The organism is Halomonas sp. B23F22_10 (genome assembly GCF_043496975.1).
GTDB classification, from domain to species: domain Bacteria; phylum Pseudomonadota; class Gammaproteobacteria; order Pseudomonadales; family Halomonadaceae; genus Halomonas; species Halomonas smyrnensis.
The window spans coordinates 468,096-484,515 of sequence record NZ_JBIEKF010000001.1 but is presented as its reverse complement, the minus strand read 5'-3'; the positions used below and the strand labels follow the sequence as shown (position 1 = coordinate 484,515).

Annotated in this window: 16 protein-coding genes; 9 read left to right on the top strand and 7 right to left on the bottom strand. The window is 67.2% G+C overall.

Going from position 1 to position 16,420, the window contains the following annotated elements; translation table 11 throughout:
* Positions 1-50: 50 nt before the first annotated feature.
* Positions 51-1,373, bottom strand: a complete 1,323-nt coding sequence (locus tag ACGTNF_RS02135; RefSeq protein WP_394600240.1) for a TonB-dependent receptor — start codon at positions 1,371-1,373, stop codon at positions 51-53.
* Between the two features lie 368 nt (positions 1,374-1,741).
* Here ACGTNF_RS02135 and ACGTNF_RS02130 point away from each other — a divergent pair, with 368 nt between their 5' ends.
* A complete protein-coding gene (locus tag ACGTNF_RS02130) occupies positions 1,742-3,073 on the top strand; it encodes a hypothetical protein (protein WP_394600239.1) in 1,332 nt (443 codons plus the stop codon).
* 125 nt (positions 3,074-3,198) lie between these two features.
* Here ACGTNF_RS02130 and ACGTNF_RS02125 read toward each other — a convergent pair whose 3' ends face one another.
* Complete coding sequence (locus ACGTNF_RS02125) at positions 3,199-3,720, bottom strand: zinc ribbon-containing protein (RefSeq protein WP_394600238.1); 522 nt, start codon at positions 3,718-3,720, stop codon at positions 3,199-3,201.
* A 238-nt stretch (positions 3,721-3,958) separates the two neighbouring features.
* Here ACGTNF_RS02125 and leuS point away from each other — a divergent pair, with 238 nt between their 5' ends.
* The 8 genes from leuS (at position 3,959) to ACGTNF_RS02085 (ending at position 11,740) form a co-directional block, all read left to right on the top strand.
* The gene (gene leuS, locus ACGTNF_RS02120) at positions 3,959-6,541 is read left to right on the top strand and encodes a leucine--tRNA ligase (RefSeq protein ID WP_394600237.1); all 2,583 of its coding nucleotides are present in this window, start codon (positions 3,959-3,961) and stop codon (positions 6,539-6,541) included.
* A 29-nt stretch (positions 6,542-6,570) separates the two neighbouring features.
* A complete protein-coding gene (locus ACGTNF_RS02115; RefSeq protein ID WP_394600236.1) occupies positions 6,571-7,062 on the top strand; it encodes an LPS-assembly lipoprotein LptE in 492 nt (163 codons plus the stop codon).
* 7 nt (positions 7,063-7,069) lie between these two features.
* Complete coding sequence (holA, locus tag ACGTNF_RS02110) at positions 7,070-8,128, top strand: DNA polymerase III subunit delta (protein ID WP_394600235.1); 1,059 nt, start codon at positions 7,070-7,072, stop codon at positions 8,126-8,128.
* Positions 8,129-8,207: 79 nt separating this feature from the next.
* Complete coding sequence (locus tag ACGTNF_RS02105) at positions 8,208-8,681, top strand: molybdopterin-dependent oxidoreductase (protein WP_394600233.1); 474 nt, start codon at positions 8,208-8,210, stop codon at positions 8,679-8,681.
* Positions 8,678-9,811: a GGDEF domain-containing protein gene (locus ACGTNF_RS02100; RefSeq protein WP_394600232.1), complete on the top strand. Its 1,134-nt coding sequence runs from the start codon at positions 8,678-8,680 to the stop codon at positions 9,809-9,811. The genes ACGTNF_RS02105 and ACGTNF_RS02100 overlap by 4 nt, the downstream gene beginning before the upstream one ends.
* Positions 9,812-9,925: 114 nt before the next feature.
* Positions 9,926-10,321 carry a PA2779 family protein gene (locus ACGTNF_RS02095; protein ID WP_394600231.1) on the top strand — a complete coding sequence of 132 codons (396 nt, stop codon included), beginning with the start codon at positions 9,926-9,928 and terminating at the stop codon, positions 10,319-10,321.
* Between the two features lie 13 nt (positions 10,322-10,334).
* Complete coding sequence (locus tag ACGTNF_RS02090; RefSeq protein ID WP_394600229.1) at positions 10,335-11,306, top strand: PA2778 family cysteine peptidase; 972 nt, start codon at positions 10,335-10,337, stop codon at positions 11,304-11,306.
* Positions 11,303-11,740, top strand: coding sequence for a DUF488 domain-containing protein (locus ACGTNF_RS02085; RefSeq protein WP_394600228.1), 438 nt, complete (start codon positions 11,303-11,305; stop codon positions 11,738-11,740). Before ACGTNF_RS02090 ends, ACGTNF_RS02085 begins: the two co-directional genes overlap by 4 nt.
* A gap of 92 nt (positions 11,741-11,832) precedes the next feature.
* On the opposite strand, the gene sthA is transcribed toward ACGTNF_RS02085, so the two are convergent.
* The 5 genes from sthA to ACGTNF_RS02060 all read right to left on the bottom strand — a co-directional run bounded on the left by sthA (position 11,833) and on the right by ACGTNF_RS02060 (position 16,419).
* On the bottom strand, positions 11,833-13,224 hold the full coding sequence (sthA, locus tag ACGTNF_RS02080; RefSeq protein WP_016854589.1) for a Si-specific NAD(P)(+) transhydrogenase: 1,392 nt from the start codon (positions 13,222-13,224) through the stop codon (positions 11,833-11,835).
* Positions 13,225-13,383: 159 nt separating this feature from the next.
* Complete coding sequence (gene nqrM, locus ACGTNF_RS02075; protein WP_016854588.1) at positions 13,384-13,641, bottom strand: (Na+)-NQR maturation NqrM; 258 nt, start codon at positions 13,639-13,641, stop codon at positions 13,384-13,386.
* 188 nt (positions 13,642-13,829) lie between these two features.
* The gene (nqrF, locus tag ACGTNF_RS02070; RefSeq protein WP_394600226.1) at positions 13,830-15,062 is read right to left on the bottom strand and encodes an NADH:ubiquinone reductase (Na(+)-transporting) subunit F; all 1,233 of its coding nucleotides are present in this window, start codon (positions 15,060-15,062) and stop codon (positions 13,830-13,832) included.
* Between the two features lie 69 nt (positions 15,063-15,131).
* A complete protein-coding gene (nqrE, locus tag ACGTNF_RS02065; RefSeq protein ID WP_016854586.1) occupies positions 15,132-15,749 on the bottom strand; it encodes an NADH:ubiquinone reductase (Na(+)-transporting) subunit E in 618 nt (205 codons plus the stop codon).
* 1 nt (position 15,750) lies between these two features.
* Positions 15,751-16,419: an NADH:ubiquinone reductase (Na(+)-transporting) subunit D gene (locus tag ACGTNF_RS02060; RefSeq protein ID WP_026068383.1), complete on the bottom strand. Its 669-nt coding sequence runs from the start codon at positions 16,417-16,419 to the stop codon at positions 15,751-15,753.
* Position 16,420: the final 1 nt, after the last annotated feature.

The following is a 16,420-nucleotide window of genomic DNA, read 5'->3' as shown; positions in this document are numbered from 1 at the left end:
CGCCCCGCTCATGGAGAGCGGGGCGTGCGTTCCGGCGGACGCGGCGCGCCTTAGAAGGTCAGGCCGACATGCGTCTGGAAGCTGGTGTGCCAGTCGTCGTTCACCGGCGAGCCGAAGTAGTTCAGCCCGTTCTTGTTGGTGACGATATCGAACCAGGCGTAGTAGGGACCGGCGGTGATCTTCATGCCCAGGTCGTTCAACATGGGATCGTCCTGATCGCCGAAGCCGCCGTTGATGGCCGAATAGTCGCCCGACGGATCGATCATGCTGAAGTCGTTGTAGAAATAGAGGTTATCCACCGGCCCCCAGTCGACATCCATGCTATAGGCCAGGCTGGCGGAATACATCTCGGCCTCGGCCGGGATCAAATAGTTGAAGCCGAAGGCACCGATCTGGATCACATCATCCGAGATGCCTGACACGCTCTCGGCCGGATTCTCGGCATTGTACTCGTAGGTCGTCGCCTGAAGACGGGTCGACCAGTTGCCGTACTGGCCGCTCAGCCCCAGTGCCGCCTGCCAGTTGTCACCGCTGTCGCCGGTCCGGGTGTTGTAGAGCTGGCCGCCCTTGGCCGAGAGATTGATCTCGGTGGTGGCATCGGTGCCCTGACCGAAGGTATAGGCGACGCGACCGGCGAGCTGGTTCTCTTCCGAGTTGCCCTGGGCGCTGCTGCCGACGGCGTTGGCCCCGTAATGCTCGTTGCCATCGCCGAGCTGGTCGCTCTTGAAGAACGCCAGCGAGGTATCCCAGGCGCCCTGGGAGTGGTCCCACTTGAGGCCGGCGTTCTGGTTGTCATTGAAGCCCGCGATATAAGGCAGGGTGCCGTACCAGCCGAGATAGCCGTAATCCATGTTGCCGAACGGCGCCTGCACCAGGCCCAGCTTGAGGCTGTCGTCATCGGTCAGGTCGTAGCCCAGCCAGCCGTGCTGGAGAAAGTTGTAGCCGTCGTAGAAGCGATACTGCAACGAGTAATTGAACTTGCCGGTACCGCCGGTGAAGCCCAGGTTGAACTTGCCGAAGTCCATGTCCCCGGCCGTTTCCTTGTCGCGCTCGTCCCAGTCGTTGAAGACAGAGCCGAACTCGAGCTGGCCATTGACCTGAGTGCTCTGGAGCGTCTCGAGGATGGCGCTGTTCTCTTCGACCAGATCGCGGGTGGACGCGGAAGAGGGCTCGGCATCAGCGGAGGCGTCGCGCGGCGCACGCTCGGCCTGCTGCGTTTCGATCGTCTCCTGCATCCGCGCCAGCTCGGCGCGCAGGGCGTCGATCTGGCGCTGCATGGCCTCGGTGGACGAATCAGACTGCGCCATCGCCGGCGCCGACAGCGCAAGGGTACCGACGGCGAAGCCAGCCGCCTTGAGAGAGTGTCGGATCATTGTGTTCCCTGAATCCTGATGAGTCGTTTCGATGAGTTCGGGAGTGACAGCAAGCGGAACTTCCCCGGCGCTCGAGGTAACCGGTCGTCATTTTTGTGCGCCAGTCTGTACAACGAATCGTTAGCAGGCAACTATTGCATTTTTCGCAATAGGCATGACAACGCGCGCAGGAAAAAGGATGTAATGATGATAAAAATGAGAAAATAAAATCCGCCAGACGCTTTTATGCAGAGAATCTTCCTGATGAATACGCCCCTAACCCCGCATCTGGAAGCCAGCTTGTGGGCGCCCAGCGCCTTGCTTAGGATGCTATGATTTCGCCGGGCTTCCGCCGCGAAGCCTGCCCCCGCCAGCCAGGAATTATCGCCATGCCCGCCCAGACCGTCGAAGCGACCGCCTCCGGCGTTGGCTTCCGCCATGCCCTCGCCGGCCTGTCGATCCTCGTCGGGCTGCTGTCGCGCATCACGGGGTTGGCCTGGCTGCCTGGCGCCGAGGCGCTGACCGGGCCGGCCCTGTGGCTGGGCACCGCGCTGCTGTGGCCCGACCTGCCACGCCGCAACCGCCGCCAGGCTGGCCTGCTGGCGGGCCTCGGCGTCGGCCTGCTGCTGATCGCAGCGTTCGTCTATGGCGCTCGGGTGGACTGGCCGGCGATGCTCGACGCCAATACCCAGGTGGTGGCGATGCTGGTGGGGGTCAGTTTCATCGGCCTGATCGGCAATCGTCGCGGCCGGTCGCGCCCCTCGGGGCCACCGGTCACCGGGCGGCGCGGCCTCGCCGGCACCTGGCTCGGGGTGCACCTGCTCGGCACCATCCTCAATCTGTCGACGGTGTTCATGGTCGGCGATCGCCTGGCACGCCGCGCGCCGCTGACCACGCCCCAGTTGCTGGCGCTCAACCGGGGGCTGTCCAGCGCCGCGCTGTGGTCGCCCTTCTTCGCCTCCATGGGCATCGTCATCACCCTGGCGCCGGGCATGGACTACGCCACCGTGCTGGCCCACGGCCTGCCGCTGGCGCTGTGCGCGGGGCTGGTGACGCTGATCGAGCTGCCGCGACGCTTCGACCTGACCGACACCGCCGGCTTCTCGATGGCGCCGAGGAGCCTGCTGCTGCCGGTGGTGATGGCCGCGCTGGTGATGGTCTTTCACTTCGAGCTGACGCCGGCGCTTTCCATCGTCGCCATCATCACCTTCCTGATGCCCGGCGCGGCGCTGGCGGCCAACCTGACACGCGGCCTGCACTGGACCGCCGGCCGGCTGCGCCAGCACACCCTGACCCGGCTGCCGGCCATGCGCGGCGAAATCTCGCTGTTCCTGTGTGCGGGGCTTCTGACCCAGGGGCTATCGACGCTCGCCGAGGCCGCCACCGAGGGCGGCTGGACGCTGTTCGAGCACTTCGGTGCTCTCCAGGCGATCGGCAGCTTTCTCGCCATCGTGGTCAGCGCCGTGGCCGGGCTGCACCCGATCATCGGCGTCTCGGTGCTGGCCTCGGTGCTCGACCTGGAAGCGTCGGAGCAGACGCTGTTCGCCTTCGTCGCCCTGGCGGCCTGGGCCGTGGGCACCAGCGTCGGGCCGCTGTCGGGGATCAATCTGTCGCTGCAGGGACGCTATGGCGTCAGCGGCGGGCTGATGATGCGAGAGAACCTGCGCTATGCGCTGATCATGGCGACGCTGGTGGTCGGCATGATCGCCTGGCTGGCGTAAGGCGCGCCAGAGAGTGCCTGCGCTCGGTGACGCGGCGTTAAACATCGCCTCGTGCGCGAGCCCGGTCGGAAGACTCGTTTACACGAGCCCCCGGAGCGCCGGGTCGGCCTCAGGGGGCGGGGAGATCAGTCCAGCGGCGCGCGCATGAAGTAGCGGTGGCCGCACTGGTGGCAGGGCTCGAGGCGGGCGACCCCGTTCAGTTCGACCACCGCGTCGCAGTTGGCGCAGGCCATGCGACCCGGCGCCGCCATTTCGCCGGCGGTATAGTCGGCCCGCGAGGCCTCGAGGTCGTCTTCCAGGCGTTCGCGCTCGACCTGGCTGCGGTCGGCGATCGACAGCAGCGATTCCACCACCCGACGCGACAGCACCGAGAGATCGACGCCGAGCCAGTGGGCCACGCTATGGCCACCGGCGTTCAGGTAGCGGCGCATCTCCTTGAGGTCACGATCGACCCAGGCGCGCAGCAGCGAGAGCTCGTACCGGGTGAACTCCTCCACCTCGGCCTCGAACTCGATCGCCTCGTCGAGTTCCTTCTGCAGCGACTCCCGGTTCAGCTCGCCGGCGCCCTCCTGCAGACGCTCCAGCACGCGTTCGTAGGCATCCTTGAGGCGATGGTCCTCAGGGGGCTTTTGCGGTTGATCGCTCATCGCAGTTCTCCAGTCCGTGTCCTGTCCGCGTCGGGGTCACGGCGCCGCCACCATAGCCGGCGCCCGCCGTGCTGGGGTATCCTTGCGCCCCAGAGGTTCTTCCATTTAGACGATATGCCGTCGGTGAATCAATGGCTTCCCCCAACGAATGGGGATGACCCTGACGCCGGACAAGGCCCGCTGACATGCGCCGCGCCACGCGCGCCGCGCTCGACTAGCAAGGTACCCGAAGACAGCGATGGACGCACAATACCAGCCCCGAGAAATCGAACGCGACGCCCAGCAGTACTGGGAGAAGAACGCCTGCTTCAAGGCAGTGGAAGACGCCAGCCGCGAGAAGTACTACTGCCTGTCGATGTTCCCCTACCCCAGCGGCAAGCTGCATATGGGGCATGTGCGCAACTACACCATCGGCGATGTCGTCTCCCGCTTCCAGCGCATGCAGGGCAAGAACGTGCTGCAGCCCATGGGCTGGGACGCCTTCGGCATGCCGGCGGAAAACGCCGCGATCAAGAATCAGGTGCCGCCGGGCGAGTGGACCTACCAGAACATCGACTACATGCGCGGTCAGCTCAAGGCGCTCGGCTTCGCCTACGACTGGGACCGGGAGTTCGCCACCTGCGACGCCGACTACTATCGCTGGGAGCAGTGGTTCTTCACCAAGCTGGTCGAGAAGGGCCTGGTCTACAAGAAGATGTCGACGGTCAACTGGGACCCGGTCGATCAGACCGTGCTGGCCAACGAGCAGGTGATCGACGGCTGCGGCTGGCGCTCCGGCGCGCCGGTCGAGCGCAAGGACATCCCGCTGTGGTTCCTCAAGATTACCGACTACGCCGAGGAGCTGCTGGCGGATCTCGAGCAGGTCGACTGGCCCGAGCAGGTCAAGACCATGCAGCGCAACTGGATCGGCAAGTCCAGGGGCGTCGAGCTGGCCTTCGACGTCGCCGACCATGAGGACAACACCCTCGAGCCGCTGCGGGTCTACACCACCCGCCCCGACACCCTGATGGGCGTGACCTACCTCGCCGTGGCCGCCGGCCATCCGCTGGCCAAGGCCGCCGCCGAGGGCGATCCCGAACTGGCCGACTTCCTCGAGGAGTGCGCCCACGGCGGCACCTCCGAGGCCGAGCTCGCGACCAAGGAAAAGAAGGGCATGGCCACCGGCTACCAGGCCGTGCACCCGCTCACCGGGCGCCGCGTGCCGGTCTACGTGGCCAACTTCGTGCTCATGGAGTTCGGCACCGGCGCGGTGATGGCCGTGCCCGCCCATGACCAGCGCGACTGGGAGTTCGCGACCAAGTACGCGCTGCCCATCGAGCCGGTGATCGCCGACGAGAACGGCCAGGCGCCGGACCTGAGCCAGGGCGCCTTCGATGAGCACGGCGTGCTGATCAACTCCGGCGAGTTCGACGGCCTCGACTTCCAGGCGGCCTTCGATGCCATCGCCGCCCGCCTGGCCGAGCAGGGCCACGGCGAGGTCAAGACCAACTTCCGCCTGCGCGACTGGGGCGTGGCCCGCCAGCGCTACTGGGGCGCACCGATCCCGGTCAAGTACGGCCCCGAGGGCCAGACCGTGCCGCTCACCGACGACGAGCTGCCGGTGTGCCTGCCGCTGGAGGTCACCGTCGACGCCTCCGGCTCGCCGCTCAAGAAGATGCCCGAGTTCAGCGACCTGGGCGACGGCTGGGTGCGCGAGACCGATACCTTCGACACCTTCATGGAATCCTCCTGGTACTACGCGCGCTTCGCCTGCGCCGACAACCCGGAGGCCATGCTCGACGAACGCGCCAACTACTGGCTGCCGGTCGACCTCTACATCGGCGGCATCGAGCACGCCATCCTGCACCTGCTCTACGCGCGCTTCTTCCACAAGCTGATGCGCGACTTCGGCCTGGTCGAGTCCGACGAGCCTTTCAAGCGCCTGCTGACCCAGGGCATGGTGATCGCCGAGACCTTCTACCGTCCCGAGGCCAACGGCGGCAAGGAGTGGTTCAACCCGGCCGATGTCACCGTCAAGCGCGACGACAAGGGCCGGCCGCTGAGTGCCGTGCTCGAGGAGGACGGCCAGCCGGTGGAAATGGGCGGCATCGAGAAGATGTCCAAGTCCAAGAACAACGGCGTCGACCCCCAGGCGATGATCGACCGCTTCGGCGCCGACACCGTGCGCCTGTTCATGATGTTCGCCGCGCCGCCCGAGCAGTCCCTCGAGTGGTCCGACTCCGGCGTCGAGGGCGCCCATCGCTTCCTCAAGCGCCTGTGGCGGATGGTGGCCGAACACGTCGAGGCCGGCACCCCGGGCGAGCTCGACCTCGACGCGCTGAACGAGGATCAGCGCGAGCTGCGTCGCAAGACCCACGAGACCATCCAGAAGGCCAGCGACGACATCGGCCGGCGCACCACCTTCAACACCGCCATCGCCGCGGTGATGGAGCTGACCAACGCGGTCGGCAAGTTCGAGGACGCAAGCTCGCTCGGCCTGGCCGTGGCCCGGGAGGCCGTCGAGGCCTGCGTGCTGCTGCTGGCGCCGATCACCCCGCATGCCTGCCACGCGCTGTGGGCCGAGCTCGGCCATGACGAGCCGGCCATCGACGCCGCCTGGCCGGCGCTCGACGAGTCCGCCCTGACCCGCGACACCATCGAGCTGGTGGTGCAGGTCAACGGCAAGCTGCGCGCCCGCCTCGAGGTGCCGGCCGAGGCCGACAAGGCCGCCATCGAGGCCCAGGCCATGGCCGCCGAGAACGTCCAGCGCCATCTCGAGGGCAAGACGGTGCGCAAGGTGATCGTGGTCCCGGGCAAGCTGGTCAACATCGTGGTCGGCTGAGCCGACCGCCGGCCAAGGAGAGAGCCATAATGCAACGGCGTGACTTCCTGCGCTTCACCCTGGCCGGCGCCGCCGGCCTCACCCTCGGCGGCTGCGGCTTCCGGCTGCGCGGTGTCGACCAGCCGGCGCTGGGCCTGGAGGCGCTGGCCGTGGCCGGCGCCTCCGGCGACTTTACGCAACGGCTCGGCCAGCGACTCGAATCCGCCGGCGTGTCGCTCCGCGACGATGCGCCGATGGTGCTCAACCTCGGCGCCGAGCGCATCGAGGAGCAGCAGATCGGCGTGCTCGACACCGGCAGCCAGGAGCGCGAGCTGACCCTGAGCGTGCCCTTCTCGGTGCAGCGCGCAAGCGACGGCGCCTATCGCCTCGACCAGCAGGTGGTGGAGGTCAGCGAGCGCTACTCGATCAGCGACAACAACCTGCTGGTCGCAGACGAGCTGCGCGACGACGCCACCGAGCGACTGCGGCGCGAGGCCGTGCGCCGGCTGATGGACCGCCTGCGCGCCCTGTCACCGAACTGAGGTCGTCGTGAAGGTCTTTCCCGACAAGCTCGAAGGCGCCCTGGCCAAGTCGCTGCCGCCGGTCATCATCGTCGCCGGCGACGAACCGCTGCAGCACCGCGAGGCCTGTGACGCCGTGCGCGCCTCGGCCCGCCAGGCCGGCATCGAGGAGCGCGAGGTGCTCCATGTCGAGGCCAACTTCGCCTGGGGGCGGCTGACCGAGGCCGCCGCCAGCCTGTCGCTGTTCGCCTCGCGCAAGCTGATCGAGCTGCGCCTGGGCAACGGCAAGCCCGGCCAGGAAGGCGCCAAGGCGCTGCGCGAGTACGCCGAGGGCATGGCCGGCAGCGACAACGTGCTGCTGGTCGCCGCCGGCAAGCTCGACTACCGCGAGCAGAAGAGCGCCTGGTTCAAGGCCCTCGACAAGGCCGGACTGTTCGTCCCGGTGTGGCCGGTGGACGTCTCGCGGCTGCACTTCTGGCTGCGCGATCGCGCCTCGCACCACGGCCTGAACCTCGACCTCGATGCCGCCCGCCTGCTCGGCGAGCGCACCGAGGGCAACCTGCTGGCCGCCGACCAGGAGCTGCAGAAGCTTGCCCTGCTCTCGCCGCCCGGCGCCCGCATCGCTCCCCAGCAGGTGGCCGGCGGCGTGGAGGACAGCGCGCGCTTCGACGTCTTCACGCTGATGGATGCCTGCCTCAAGGGCGAACGCGCCCGGGTGTCGCGCATCATGACCGGCCTGCGTGGCGAAGGCGTCGAGCCGCCCATCGTGCTGTGGGCACTGACCCGCGAGCTGCGACTGCTGCTGTCGCTGCATCAGCATCTCGATCAGGGCCAGAGCCTGGAGCACGCCTGCAAGGCACAGAAGCCGCCGATCTTCGACAAGCGCCGCCCGGCCTACCAGCAGGCGCTCAAGCGTCTGCCGATGAAGCGCCTGCACAAGCTGCTGCTGTTCGCCCAGCGGCTCGACCTGGCGATCAAGGGCGCCAGCCCCATCCCGCTGTGGGAGGGCCTGCACGACCTGGCCCTGACGCTCGCCGGCGGCCGCGGCCTGCTGGCCGAGTCGCCCTACTCCTACCGCGTCGGTTGATCGACCCGGCACAGTCTACACGCCCACAATCCCCGGGCTTCGGGGTATCATCATCGGCAATTCCTTGTTGAGGCATTCCATGATGCTGTCACGTCGCCTGGCCCTTTCTGCCCTGCTCGCCGCCGCCCTGTGGCCCGCCCTCTCGACGGCGGCCGAGCCCGTTCTGGATATCCACGCCCACGGCGAAACCCGCCATCTGTCGCTCGAGGACATCGAACGGAGCGATACCGGCGAGGTCACGATGCGCCACTTCGAGGGCCCGGAAGGCACCTTCAGCGGCGTCTGGCTGAATGACTTCCTCGCTGACCAGAACCTCGACGAGGCCTCCCGGCTGCGCTTCATCGCCCTGGACGACTACACCAGCTTCCTCACGCCCGCCGACCGCGAGGGGAAACGCTTCCTGCTCGCCACGCGGCTGGACGGCACGCCGCTGACGCCCGACAACCTCGGCCCGCTGATGCTGGTGGTGCCGGCCGATGCCGAGGCGGTGCTCAAGGGCGATGCGCCGATGAGCCAGTGGATCTGGTCCATCGACGAGATCCAGGCGCGGTGATTCCGGCGTCCGGCCTGCGCCTTCGCCTGCTCGCGGGCTTCTGCCTGCTGGGGGCGATCGGCGCCGTCGTGGCCGGCGCCTTCGCTCTCCAGGCGGGCCGCCATCTGGGCGCCGACTACTCGGCTCTGGCCGGCGACATCGTGCGCGCCCAGGAAGACACCGCCGAGCTGCGCCTCGAGCTGGACGGACTGATCGATCACGCCCACCACGCCTGGCATATGGACCGCATCACCAGCCTGGTGGAGCGTATCCCCGAACGCATTCGCACCATCCGCGAGGGGCTCGCGCGCAGCGAGATCAACGCGGCCGACTACGCGCCGATGCTGGCCGAGCTGACCCAGGCGGAAGGCCTCTACCGCAGGCTGGCATCGACCCTCGATACCCTGGCCCCCTCCGTCGGTGACGACGTCCGGCATCTCAACCGCCTGGGGCACGAGCTGGAGGGCTCGCTCGCCTGGGCCTACAGCCGTCTGCTGCAGGAGGTCCACCAGGCCGCCGCCGACCAGCAGCGCCTGATGAGATGGCTGAGCCTGGCCGTGATCCTGCTGGTGATCCTGGTGCTGCTGGTGGCCGCGGCGCTGATGCTGGCGCTCGTCCGCATCCATCGCCAGTGGCTGTCGCTGCGCGAGCTGAGCGTCACCGACGAGCTGACCCAGCTGGCCAATCGGCGTCAGCTGTGGGAGGTGGCGCAGCGCTATCTCGAGCTCAACCAGCGAGACGGCGGAGAACTGAGCCTGCTGCTGATCGACCTGGACCACTTCAAGCGGATCAACGATCGCTACGGCCATCCCGCCGGCGACGCGGTGCTGCAGGCCGTGGCGGCCGAGTTCACCCGCGTGGCGCGGGAATCGGACCTGGTGGCCCGACTGGGCGGCGAGGAGTTCGCCGTGCTGATGCCGAACACCGGCACAGAGGGCGGCCGGCGACTGGGCGAACGCCTGCGCGAGGCCACGGCCGACCTGACCCTGCCCGGCGAGGCCCGCGAGCATCGGCTGACCATCAGCCTCGGCCTGGCCACGACCCTCGCCGGCCGGGAAGCGCTGGCTCAGCTCTACTCCCGTGCCGACCGCTGCCTATACCGTGCCAAGCAGAACGGGCGCAACCGTTTGGAAATCAACGCACAAGCGTGAAACCGCCCCCACTTATCCCCTATACTGTCGTGGCATCGCCGCCGGCATGGCGCTAGGACGCCCATGTGGAGCGACACCGAGCCGGACCTCCCCAGAAACACAAGGAATGCCATCATGAAACGACTCACCCGACTCCTCAGCCCGCTCCTGATCCTCGCCCTGGTCCTCGGCAGCCTGCCGGCCATCGCCGCCGTTCCGGCGGCCGATCAGGGACTGGTGGGCACCACCACGCTGCTCGACGCCCAGTCCAGCCAGCAGGATCGCGACAAGATCCGCCGCGTTCTGGCCCGCGAGGACGTGCAGCAGCAGCTGCTGCTCCAGGGCGTCTCCCCGGCCGAGGTAGAGAACCGCGTGGCCGCCCTGTCCGACGCCGAGGCCCGTCAGATGGCCGACCGCCTCGACCAGATGCCCGCCGGTGCCAGCGTGGTCGGCGCCCTGTTCGCGGTCTTCATCATCCTGCTGGTGACCGACATCCTCGGCCTCACCGACGTCTACCCGTTCACCCGCTGAACCGGGAGATCCCATGACCGGCCTGTTCTCTACCGCCGGACGCCAGAACGCCCGCCCCGCGGGCGTTCTTGCGTTGGTGCTGACGCTTCTGCTGCTGACGGGCTGCGCCACCGCCCCGTCGCTTTCTCCTGCCACCCGCCAGGCGCTACCGTCGATGGCGCTCAACGAGGCGGTCCCCTTCCACGGCCAGCGCGACTACCAGTGCGGCCCGGCCTCGCTGGCCATGGCCCTCGAGGCCGCCGGCCTCGAGGTGAGCGTGGACGAGCTGATCCCCCAGGTCTTCCTGCCCGGCCGCGACGGCAGCGTGCAGCCGGAGATGCTGGCCACGGTGCGTCGCCACGGGCGGATTCCCTTCCGCCTCGAGGGCGACTTCGCGACCCTGCTCGACGAGCTCGCCGCCGACCACCCGGTGGTCGTGATGCAGAACCTGTCGCTGCCGGCCTTCCCTCAGTGGCACTACGCCGTGGCCATCGGCTATGACCTGCCGGCCGAGGAGCTGGTGCTGCACACCGGCATGACGCCGTCGCGGCGCATCGGCTTCGCCCGCTTCGACGCCACCTGGGCGCGCAGCGAGCGCTGGGCCTTCGTCGCCCTGCCCCCCGGCGACCTGCCGGCCGACGCCAATGCCGAATCCGCCACCCGCGCCATCGCCGACTTCGAGACCGTGCAGGGCAGCGAGGCCGCCCTGCCCGCCTGGCAGGCCCTGGCCGAACGCCATCCCGACGCCGCGACCGTGCAGTTCGCCCTGGGCAACGCACGACACGCCACCGGCGATGCCGACGGCGCCATGGGGGCTTTCCAGGCCGCGGTGAGCGCGGATCCCGAGCTCGCGCCGGCCTGGCTCAACCTCGGCATCGTCGCGGCCGACCAGGACCGTCTCGACACCGCCCGGGAGGCGCTGTCCCGCGCCGCGGCACTGCCCGGCCCCTGGCAGTCGCGCGCCCGGGAGGAACGGCAGGCGCTGGAGACGGAGGGCGACGCATGAGCCGGGAGATCGCCCTCAAGCGCGTCTACCAGGCCCCCGAGCCCGACGACGGCGCGCGGGTGCTGGTCGACCGACTGTGGCCTCGCGGCAAGCGCCGTGAGTCGCTGCAGCTGGCCGACTGGTATCGCGATGCCTCGCCCTCGCCCACCCTGCGGCGCCAGTTCCACGAGGGAGAGATCAGCCCCACCGTGTTCGCCGTGCGCTACCGCGGTGAGCTGCGCGACCACCCCGAAGCGCTGACACCGCTGATGCGTCACGCCCGCGGCGGGCGCCTGACGCTGCTTTCCGCGGTACGCGATCTCGACGACTCTTACCTCCCGATCCTGCGTGAGGCGCTGCTGAAGGCCCTGGACGCCGAGGATGCCCTCGATCGCGAGCCGAGCTCCCCGCCGTGTTACGGCCACCTGGATCCCGAGCCACCCGCCAACGGCTGACATCAACGACGGTCGTCAATCACTGGCATGAACGACCGACGGCGCCCCGGGGGGCGCCGTCGGTCGTCTTTCGACTCAAGCTGATCGACGGATCAGAACAGCCGATTCAGCCCGTTCTGCGCCGCGACTCGGTAGGCCTCGGCCATGGTGGGATAGTTGAAGGTCGTGCTGACGAAGTACTCGAGGGTGTTGGCCCCGCCCTCCTGCTGCATGATCGCCTGGCCGATATGGACGATCTCCGAGGCCTGGTCGCCGAAGCAGTGGATGCCGTAGATCTCCAGCGTGTCCTGGTCGAACAGGATCTTCAGCATGCCCACGGTATCGCCGGTGATCTGCGCCCGAGCGGTGTCCTTGAAGAACGCCTGAGCCACCTCGTAGGGCACCCTGGCCTCGGTGAGCTCGCGCTCGTTGCGACCGAAGGAGCTGATCTCCGGAATCGTGTAGATGCCGGTCGGCACCTCGCTGACGAAGCGGTACTCACGATCGAGCAGCTCGTCGCAGGCGTTCAGGCCCTGGTCATAGGCCGCGCTGGCCAGGCTCGGCCAGCCGATCACGTCACCGGCGGCATAGATGTGCGGAATCGCCGTGCGATAGTGCTCGTCGACCTGCAGCTGCCCGCGGCCGTTGGCCTCGAGGCCGACGTTCTCCAGCCCCAGCTCGTCGGTGTTGCCGGTGCGGCCGTTGGCCCACAGGAAGGCGTCGGCGCGCAGCCGCTTGCCCGACTTGAGATACACGGTCACCCCGGACTCGTCGCCCTCGACCCGCTCGTACTCCTCGTTGTGGCGGATCAGCACTCCGTGCTTGCGCAGGTGGTAGGACAGCGCATCGCTGATCTCGTCGTCGAGGAAGGACAGCAGACTGTCGCGACTGTTGATCAGGTCGACCTTGAGCCCCAGGCCCGAGAAGATCGAGGCGTACTCGCAGCCGATCACCCCGGCACCGAAGATGATCATGGTGCGAGGGGTATGGTTGAGGCCGAGGATGGTGTCCGAGCAGTAGATGCGCGGATGCCGGAAGTCGATGTCGGCCGGGCGGTAGGGCCGCGAGCCGGTAGCGATGATGATCCGCTCGGCCACCAGCTCGTCGACGCTGTCACCGTCACCGCGCACCACCAGGGTGTGGGCGTCCTTGAAGCGGGCCACGCCGCTGTAGAGGTCGATGCGGTTGCGGGCGTAGAAGTTGGTGCGCATCGCCACCTGCTGGTCGATGGTGACGCGGGAGCGCTCCATCACCCGTGGAAACGAGAACCAGCGGGGCTCGCCGATGTCGCGAAACATACGATTGGTGTTGAACGACAGGATCTGCTTGACCTGGTGGCGCAGCGCCTTGGAGGGGATCGTGCCCCAGTGGGTGCAGTTGCCGCCCACCAGGGGCTGCTTCTCCACCACCGCCACGCGCTTGCCGTGCTTGGCGGCATTGATGGCGGCGCTCTCGCCGGCCGGCCCGGTGCCGATCACCACCACATCGTAGTTATGAACTGCCATGACTCCCCTGCTCGTCTGGGTGCTTGAAGGCACCGAGCCGGGGAATCATGGCGCAAGCATCACCTCTCGTGCCTGGCGCCGTCATTCCGGCGCCAGCCTGCGGCCACACGTCCCTGGCGGCTCAGCGCCGGAAAATGAAAAAAGGGTGGTGCCGTCGGATCAGCGGCGGGTCGCGTCGTAGCCGAGATCCGCACCGCGGCTCTCGTCGCTGCGGCGGCGGGCGCCGCCCTGACGCTTGCGGTTTTCCTCTTCGCAGACCTGGTCCTGGCCGCCGCAGACCTCACAGCCTTCCTTGAGGCCGAGCTGGTTGAGGCCGCCGCAGCTGCCCGCGATCGGCTTGCGGGCGACGATGACGCCGATGGCCATGGCGGCCATGATCACCAGCATGAAGGCGAGTACCACGAGAAAGGTGCCCATAGAGTGCTCCATCGAGTTCGCTGAGAAGGTGTTGCCCTTGGGACCACGTCAGCGCCGCTGTGATCCCCGGGGAGCGCTGCCACTGCAGGGTGCCGTCGCCTGATATGCCGCCGCAAGAGCGGCATATCGGGCGGCGGAACCAATCAGGGCTGGCACGAAGGCCAGCCCTGACGGTCGCCGCGGAGCGATCAGCCGCCGAAGTCGTCGAGCATGATGTTCTCGGGTTCGACCCCGAGATCCAGCAGCATCTTGATCACGGAGGCGTTCATCATCGGCGGTCCGCACATGTAGAACTCGCAGTCCTCGGGAGCCGGATGGTCCTTGAGGTAGTTCTCGTAGAGGACGTTGTGGATGAAGCCGGTCGGGCCTTCCCAGTTGTCCTCGGGCTGCGGATCGGACAGCGCCAGATGCCAGTCGAAGTTGTCGTGCTCTTCGGCCAGCTGGTCGTACTCTTCATTGTAGAAGGTCTCGCGCCAGGAGCGCGCGCCGTACCAGAAGCTGATCTTGCGCTTGGTGTCCAGGCGCTTGAGCTGGTCGAAGATGTGGCTGCGCATCGGCGCCATGCCGGCACCACCGCCCACGAATACCATCTCGGCATCGGTGTCCTTGGCGAAGAACTCGCCGAAGGGCCCCATCACCGTGACCTTGTCACCCGCCTTCAAGCTGAAGACGTAGGTGGACATCAGGCCCGGCGGATGGTCGGTGTTGGGCGGCGGCGTGGCGATACGGATGTTGAACTTGAGGATGCCCTTCTCTTCCGGGTAGTTCGCCATGGAATAGGCCCGGATGATTTCCTCGTTGTTCTTGTGGGAGACGTTGAACAGACCGAACTTCTCCCAGTCGCCGCGATACTCTTCCTCGATGTCGAAGTCGGAGAACTTGACGTCGTAGGCCGGTGCCACCAGCTGCACGTAGCCGCCGGCGCGGAAGGCCACGTCCTCGCCCTCGGGCAGGCGCAGGTTGAGCTCCTTGATGAAGGTGGCGACGTTGGGGTTCTCGATGACCTCGCATTCCCACTTCTTGACGCCGAAGACCTCCTCGGGAACCTCGATCTTCATGTCCTGCTTCACCGGCACCTGGCAGGACAGGCGCCAGCCTTCCTTCTTCTCGCGCAGGGTGAAGTGGGACTCCTCGGTGGGCAGGATCGAGCCACCACCCTCTTCCACGCGGCACCGGCACTGGGCGCAGGAGCCGCCGCCGCCACAGGCGGAGGACAGGAAGATGCCGTTGGCGGCCAGGGTGTTCAGCAGCTTGCCGCCGGCCTGGGTGGTCAGGGTGTGATCGGGATCTTCATTGATCTCGATGGTCACGTCCCCGGTGCTGACGAGCTTGCTGCGGGCGGCCAGGATCACCGCCGTCAGACCGATGATGATCACGGTGAACATGACCACACCGAGCAAGATGACTGTTGTATCAACCATGTCGGTTTCCTATTGCTAGCATTGACTGGTCACACCGGCGGCGCGCCACACGCGCCGCCGGAAGCCGCCTCAGAGCTGGATGCCGGAGAAGGACATGAAGCCCAGCGACATCAGGCCCACCGTGATGAAGGTGATGCCCAGGCCCTGCAGAGAGGCCGGCACGTCGCTGTACTTGAGCTTCTCGCGAATACCGGCCAGCGCGGTGATGGCCAGTGCCCAGCCCACCCCGGCGCCGAGGCCGTAGACCACGGATTCGCCGAAGTTGTAGTTACGCTCGGACATGAACAGGGTCGCACCGAGGATCGCGCAGTTCACGGTGATCAGCGGCAGGAACACGCCCAGCGCGTTGTAGAGCGCCGGCACGTACTTGTCGAGGAACATCTCCATGATCTGCACGATGGCCGCGATCACGCCGATGTAGCTCAGGTAGCCGAGGAACGACAGGTCGATGTTCTCGGCGCCGGCCAGACCGGTCCAGGTCAGGGCGCCCTCACCGAGCAGATAGGTCAGCAGCAGGTTGTTGACCGGCACGGTGATCACCAGCACGGCGATGACCGCGATGCCCAGGCCGATCGCCGAGGAGACCTTCTTGGACACGGCCAGGAAGGTACACATGCCCAGGAAGAACGCCAGGGCCATGTTCTCGACGAAGACCGAGGCGACGAACAGGCTCAGATAGTGTTGCATCTTACACGGCCTCCTTCGGCTGGGTGTTGTCCTTCATCTTGAACTCGTTCTCCTCGACCTGTTCCGGGTTGATGGCGCGCAGCGCCCAGATGATCAACCCGATGATGAAGAACGCGGACGGCGGCAGCAGCAGCAGGCCGTTGGGCACGTACCAGCCACCGTTCTGCACGGTCTCGAGCACGGTGAAGCCGAACACGCTGCCGGAGCCGAGCAGTTCGCGGAAGAAGCCGACGGTCATCAGGATGAAGCCGTAGCCCAGACCGTTGCCGACGCCATCCAGGAAGGACAGGCCCGGGCTGTTGGTCATGGCGAAGCCCTCGGCGCGGCCCATCACGATGCAGTTGGTGATGATCAGGCCGACGAAGACCGACAGCTGCTTGGACATCTCATAGGCGTAGGCCTTGAGGATCTGGTCCACCACGATCACCAGCGAGGCGATGATCGTCATCTGCACGATGATGCGGATCGACGACGGAATGTGGTTGCGGATCAGCGAGACGAAGAAGTTCGACAGCGAGGTGACGAAGATCACCGCCAGGGACATGACCAGCGACACGCTCATGCTGCTGGTCACCGCCAGCGCGGAGCAGATCCCCAGGATCTGCAGCGCGATGGGGTTGTTCTTGAAGATCGGCGTTACCAGGACGCCCTTGGGAGTCGGTGCAGACATC

Bases quoted from the DNA above. Each gene is read 5' to 3' on its own strand.
- ACGTNF_RS02125 (WP_394600238.1), bottom strand. From the start codon at position 3,720: ATGAGCGATCAACCGCAAAAGCCCCCTGAGGACCATCGCCTCAAGGAT.
- nqrE (WP_016854586.1), bottom strand. From the start codon at position 15,749: ATGCAACACTATCTGAGCCTGTTCGTCGCCTCGGTCTTCGTCGAGAAC.
- leuS (WP_394600237.1), top strand. From the start codon at position 3,959: ATGGACGCACAATACCAGCCCCGAGAAATCGAACGCGACGCCCAGCAG.
- nqrM (WP_016854588.1), bottom strand. From the start codon at position 13,641: ATGGGCACCTTTCTCGTGGTACTCGCCTTCATGCTGGTGATCATGGCC.
- ACGTNF_RS02115 (WP_394600236.1), top strand. From the start codon at position 6,571: ATGCAACGGCGTGACTTCCTGCGCTTCACCCTGGCCGGCGCCGCCGGC.
- ACGTNF_RS02105 (WP_394600233.1), top strand. From the start codon at position 8,208: ATGATGCTGTCACGTCGCCTGGCCCTTTCTGCCCTGCTCGCCGCCGCC.
- ACGTNF_RS02090 (WP_394600229.1), top strand. From the start codon at position 10,335: ATGACCGGCCTGTTCTCTACCGCCGGACGCCAGAACGCCCGCCCCGCG.
- ACGTNF_RS02135 (WP_394600240.1), bottom strand. From the start codon at position 1,373: ATGATCCGACACTCTCTCAAGGCGGCTGGCTTCGCCGTCGGTACCCTT.
- nqrF (WP_394600226.1), bottom strand. From the start codon at position 15,062: ATGGTTGATACAACAGTCATCTTGCTCGGTGTGGTCATGTTCACCGTG.
- ACGTNF_RS02085 (WP_394600228.1), top strand. From the start codon at position 11,303: ATGAGCCGGGAGATCGCCCTCAAGCGCGTCTACCAGGCCCCCGAGCCC.
- ACGTNF_RS02130 (WP_394600239.1), top strand. From the start codon at position 1,742: ATGCCCGCCCAGACCGTCGAAGCGACCGCCTCCGGCGTTGGCTTCCGC.
- ACGTNF_RS02060 (WP_026068383.1), bottom strand. From the start codon at position 16,419: ATGTCTGCACCGACTCCCAAGGGCGTCCTGGTAACGCCGATCTTCAAG.
- sthA (WP_016854589.1), bottom strand. From the start codon at position 13,224: ATGGCAGTTCATAACTACGATGTGGTGGTGATCGGCACCGGGCCGGCC.
- ACGTNF_RS02095 (WP_394600231.1), top strand. From the start codon at position 9,926: ATGAAACGACTCACCCGACTCCTCAGCCCGCTCCTGATCCTCGCCCTG.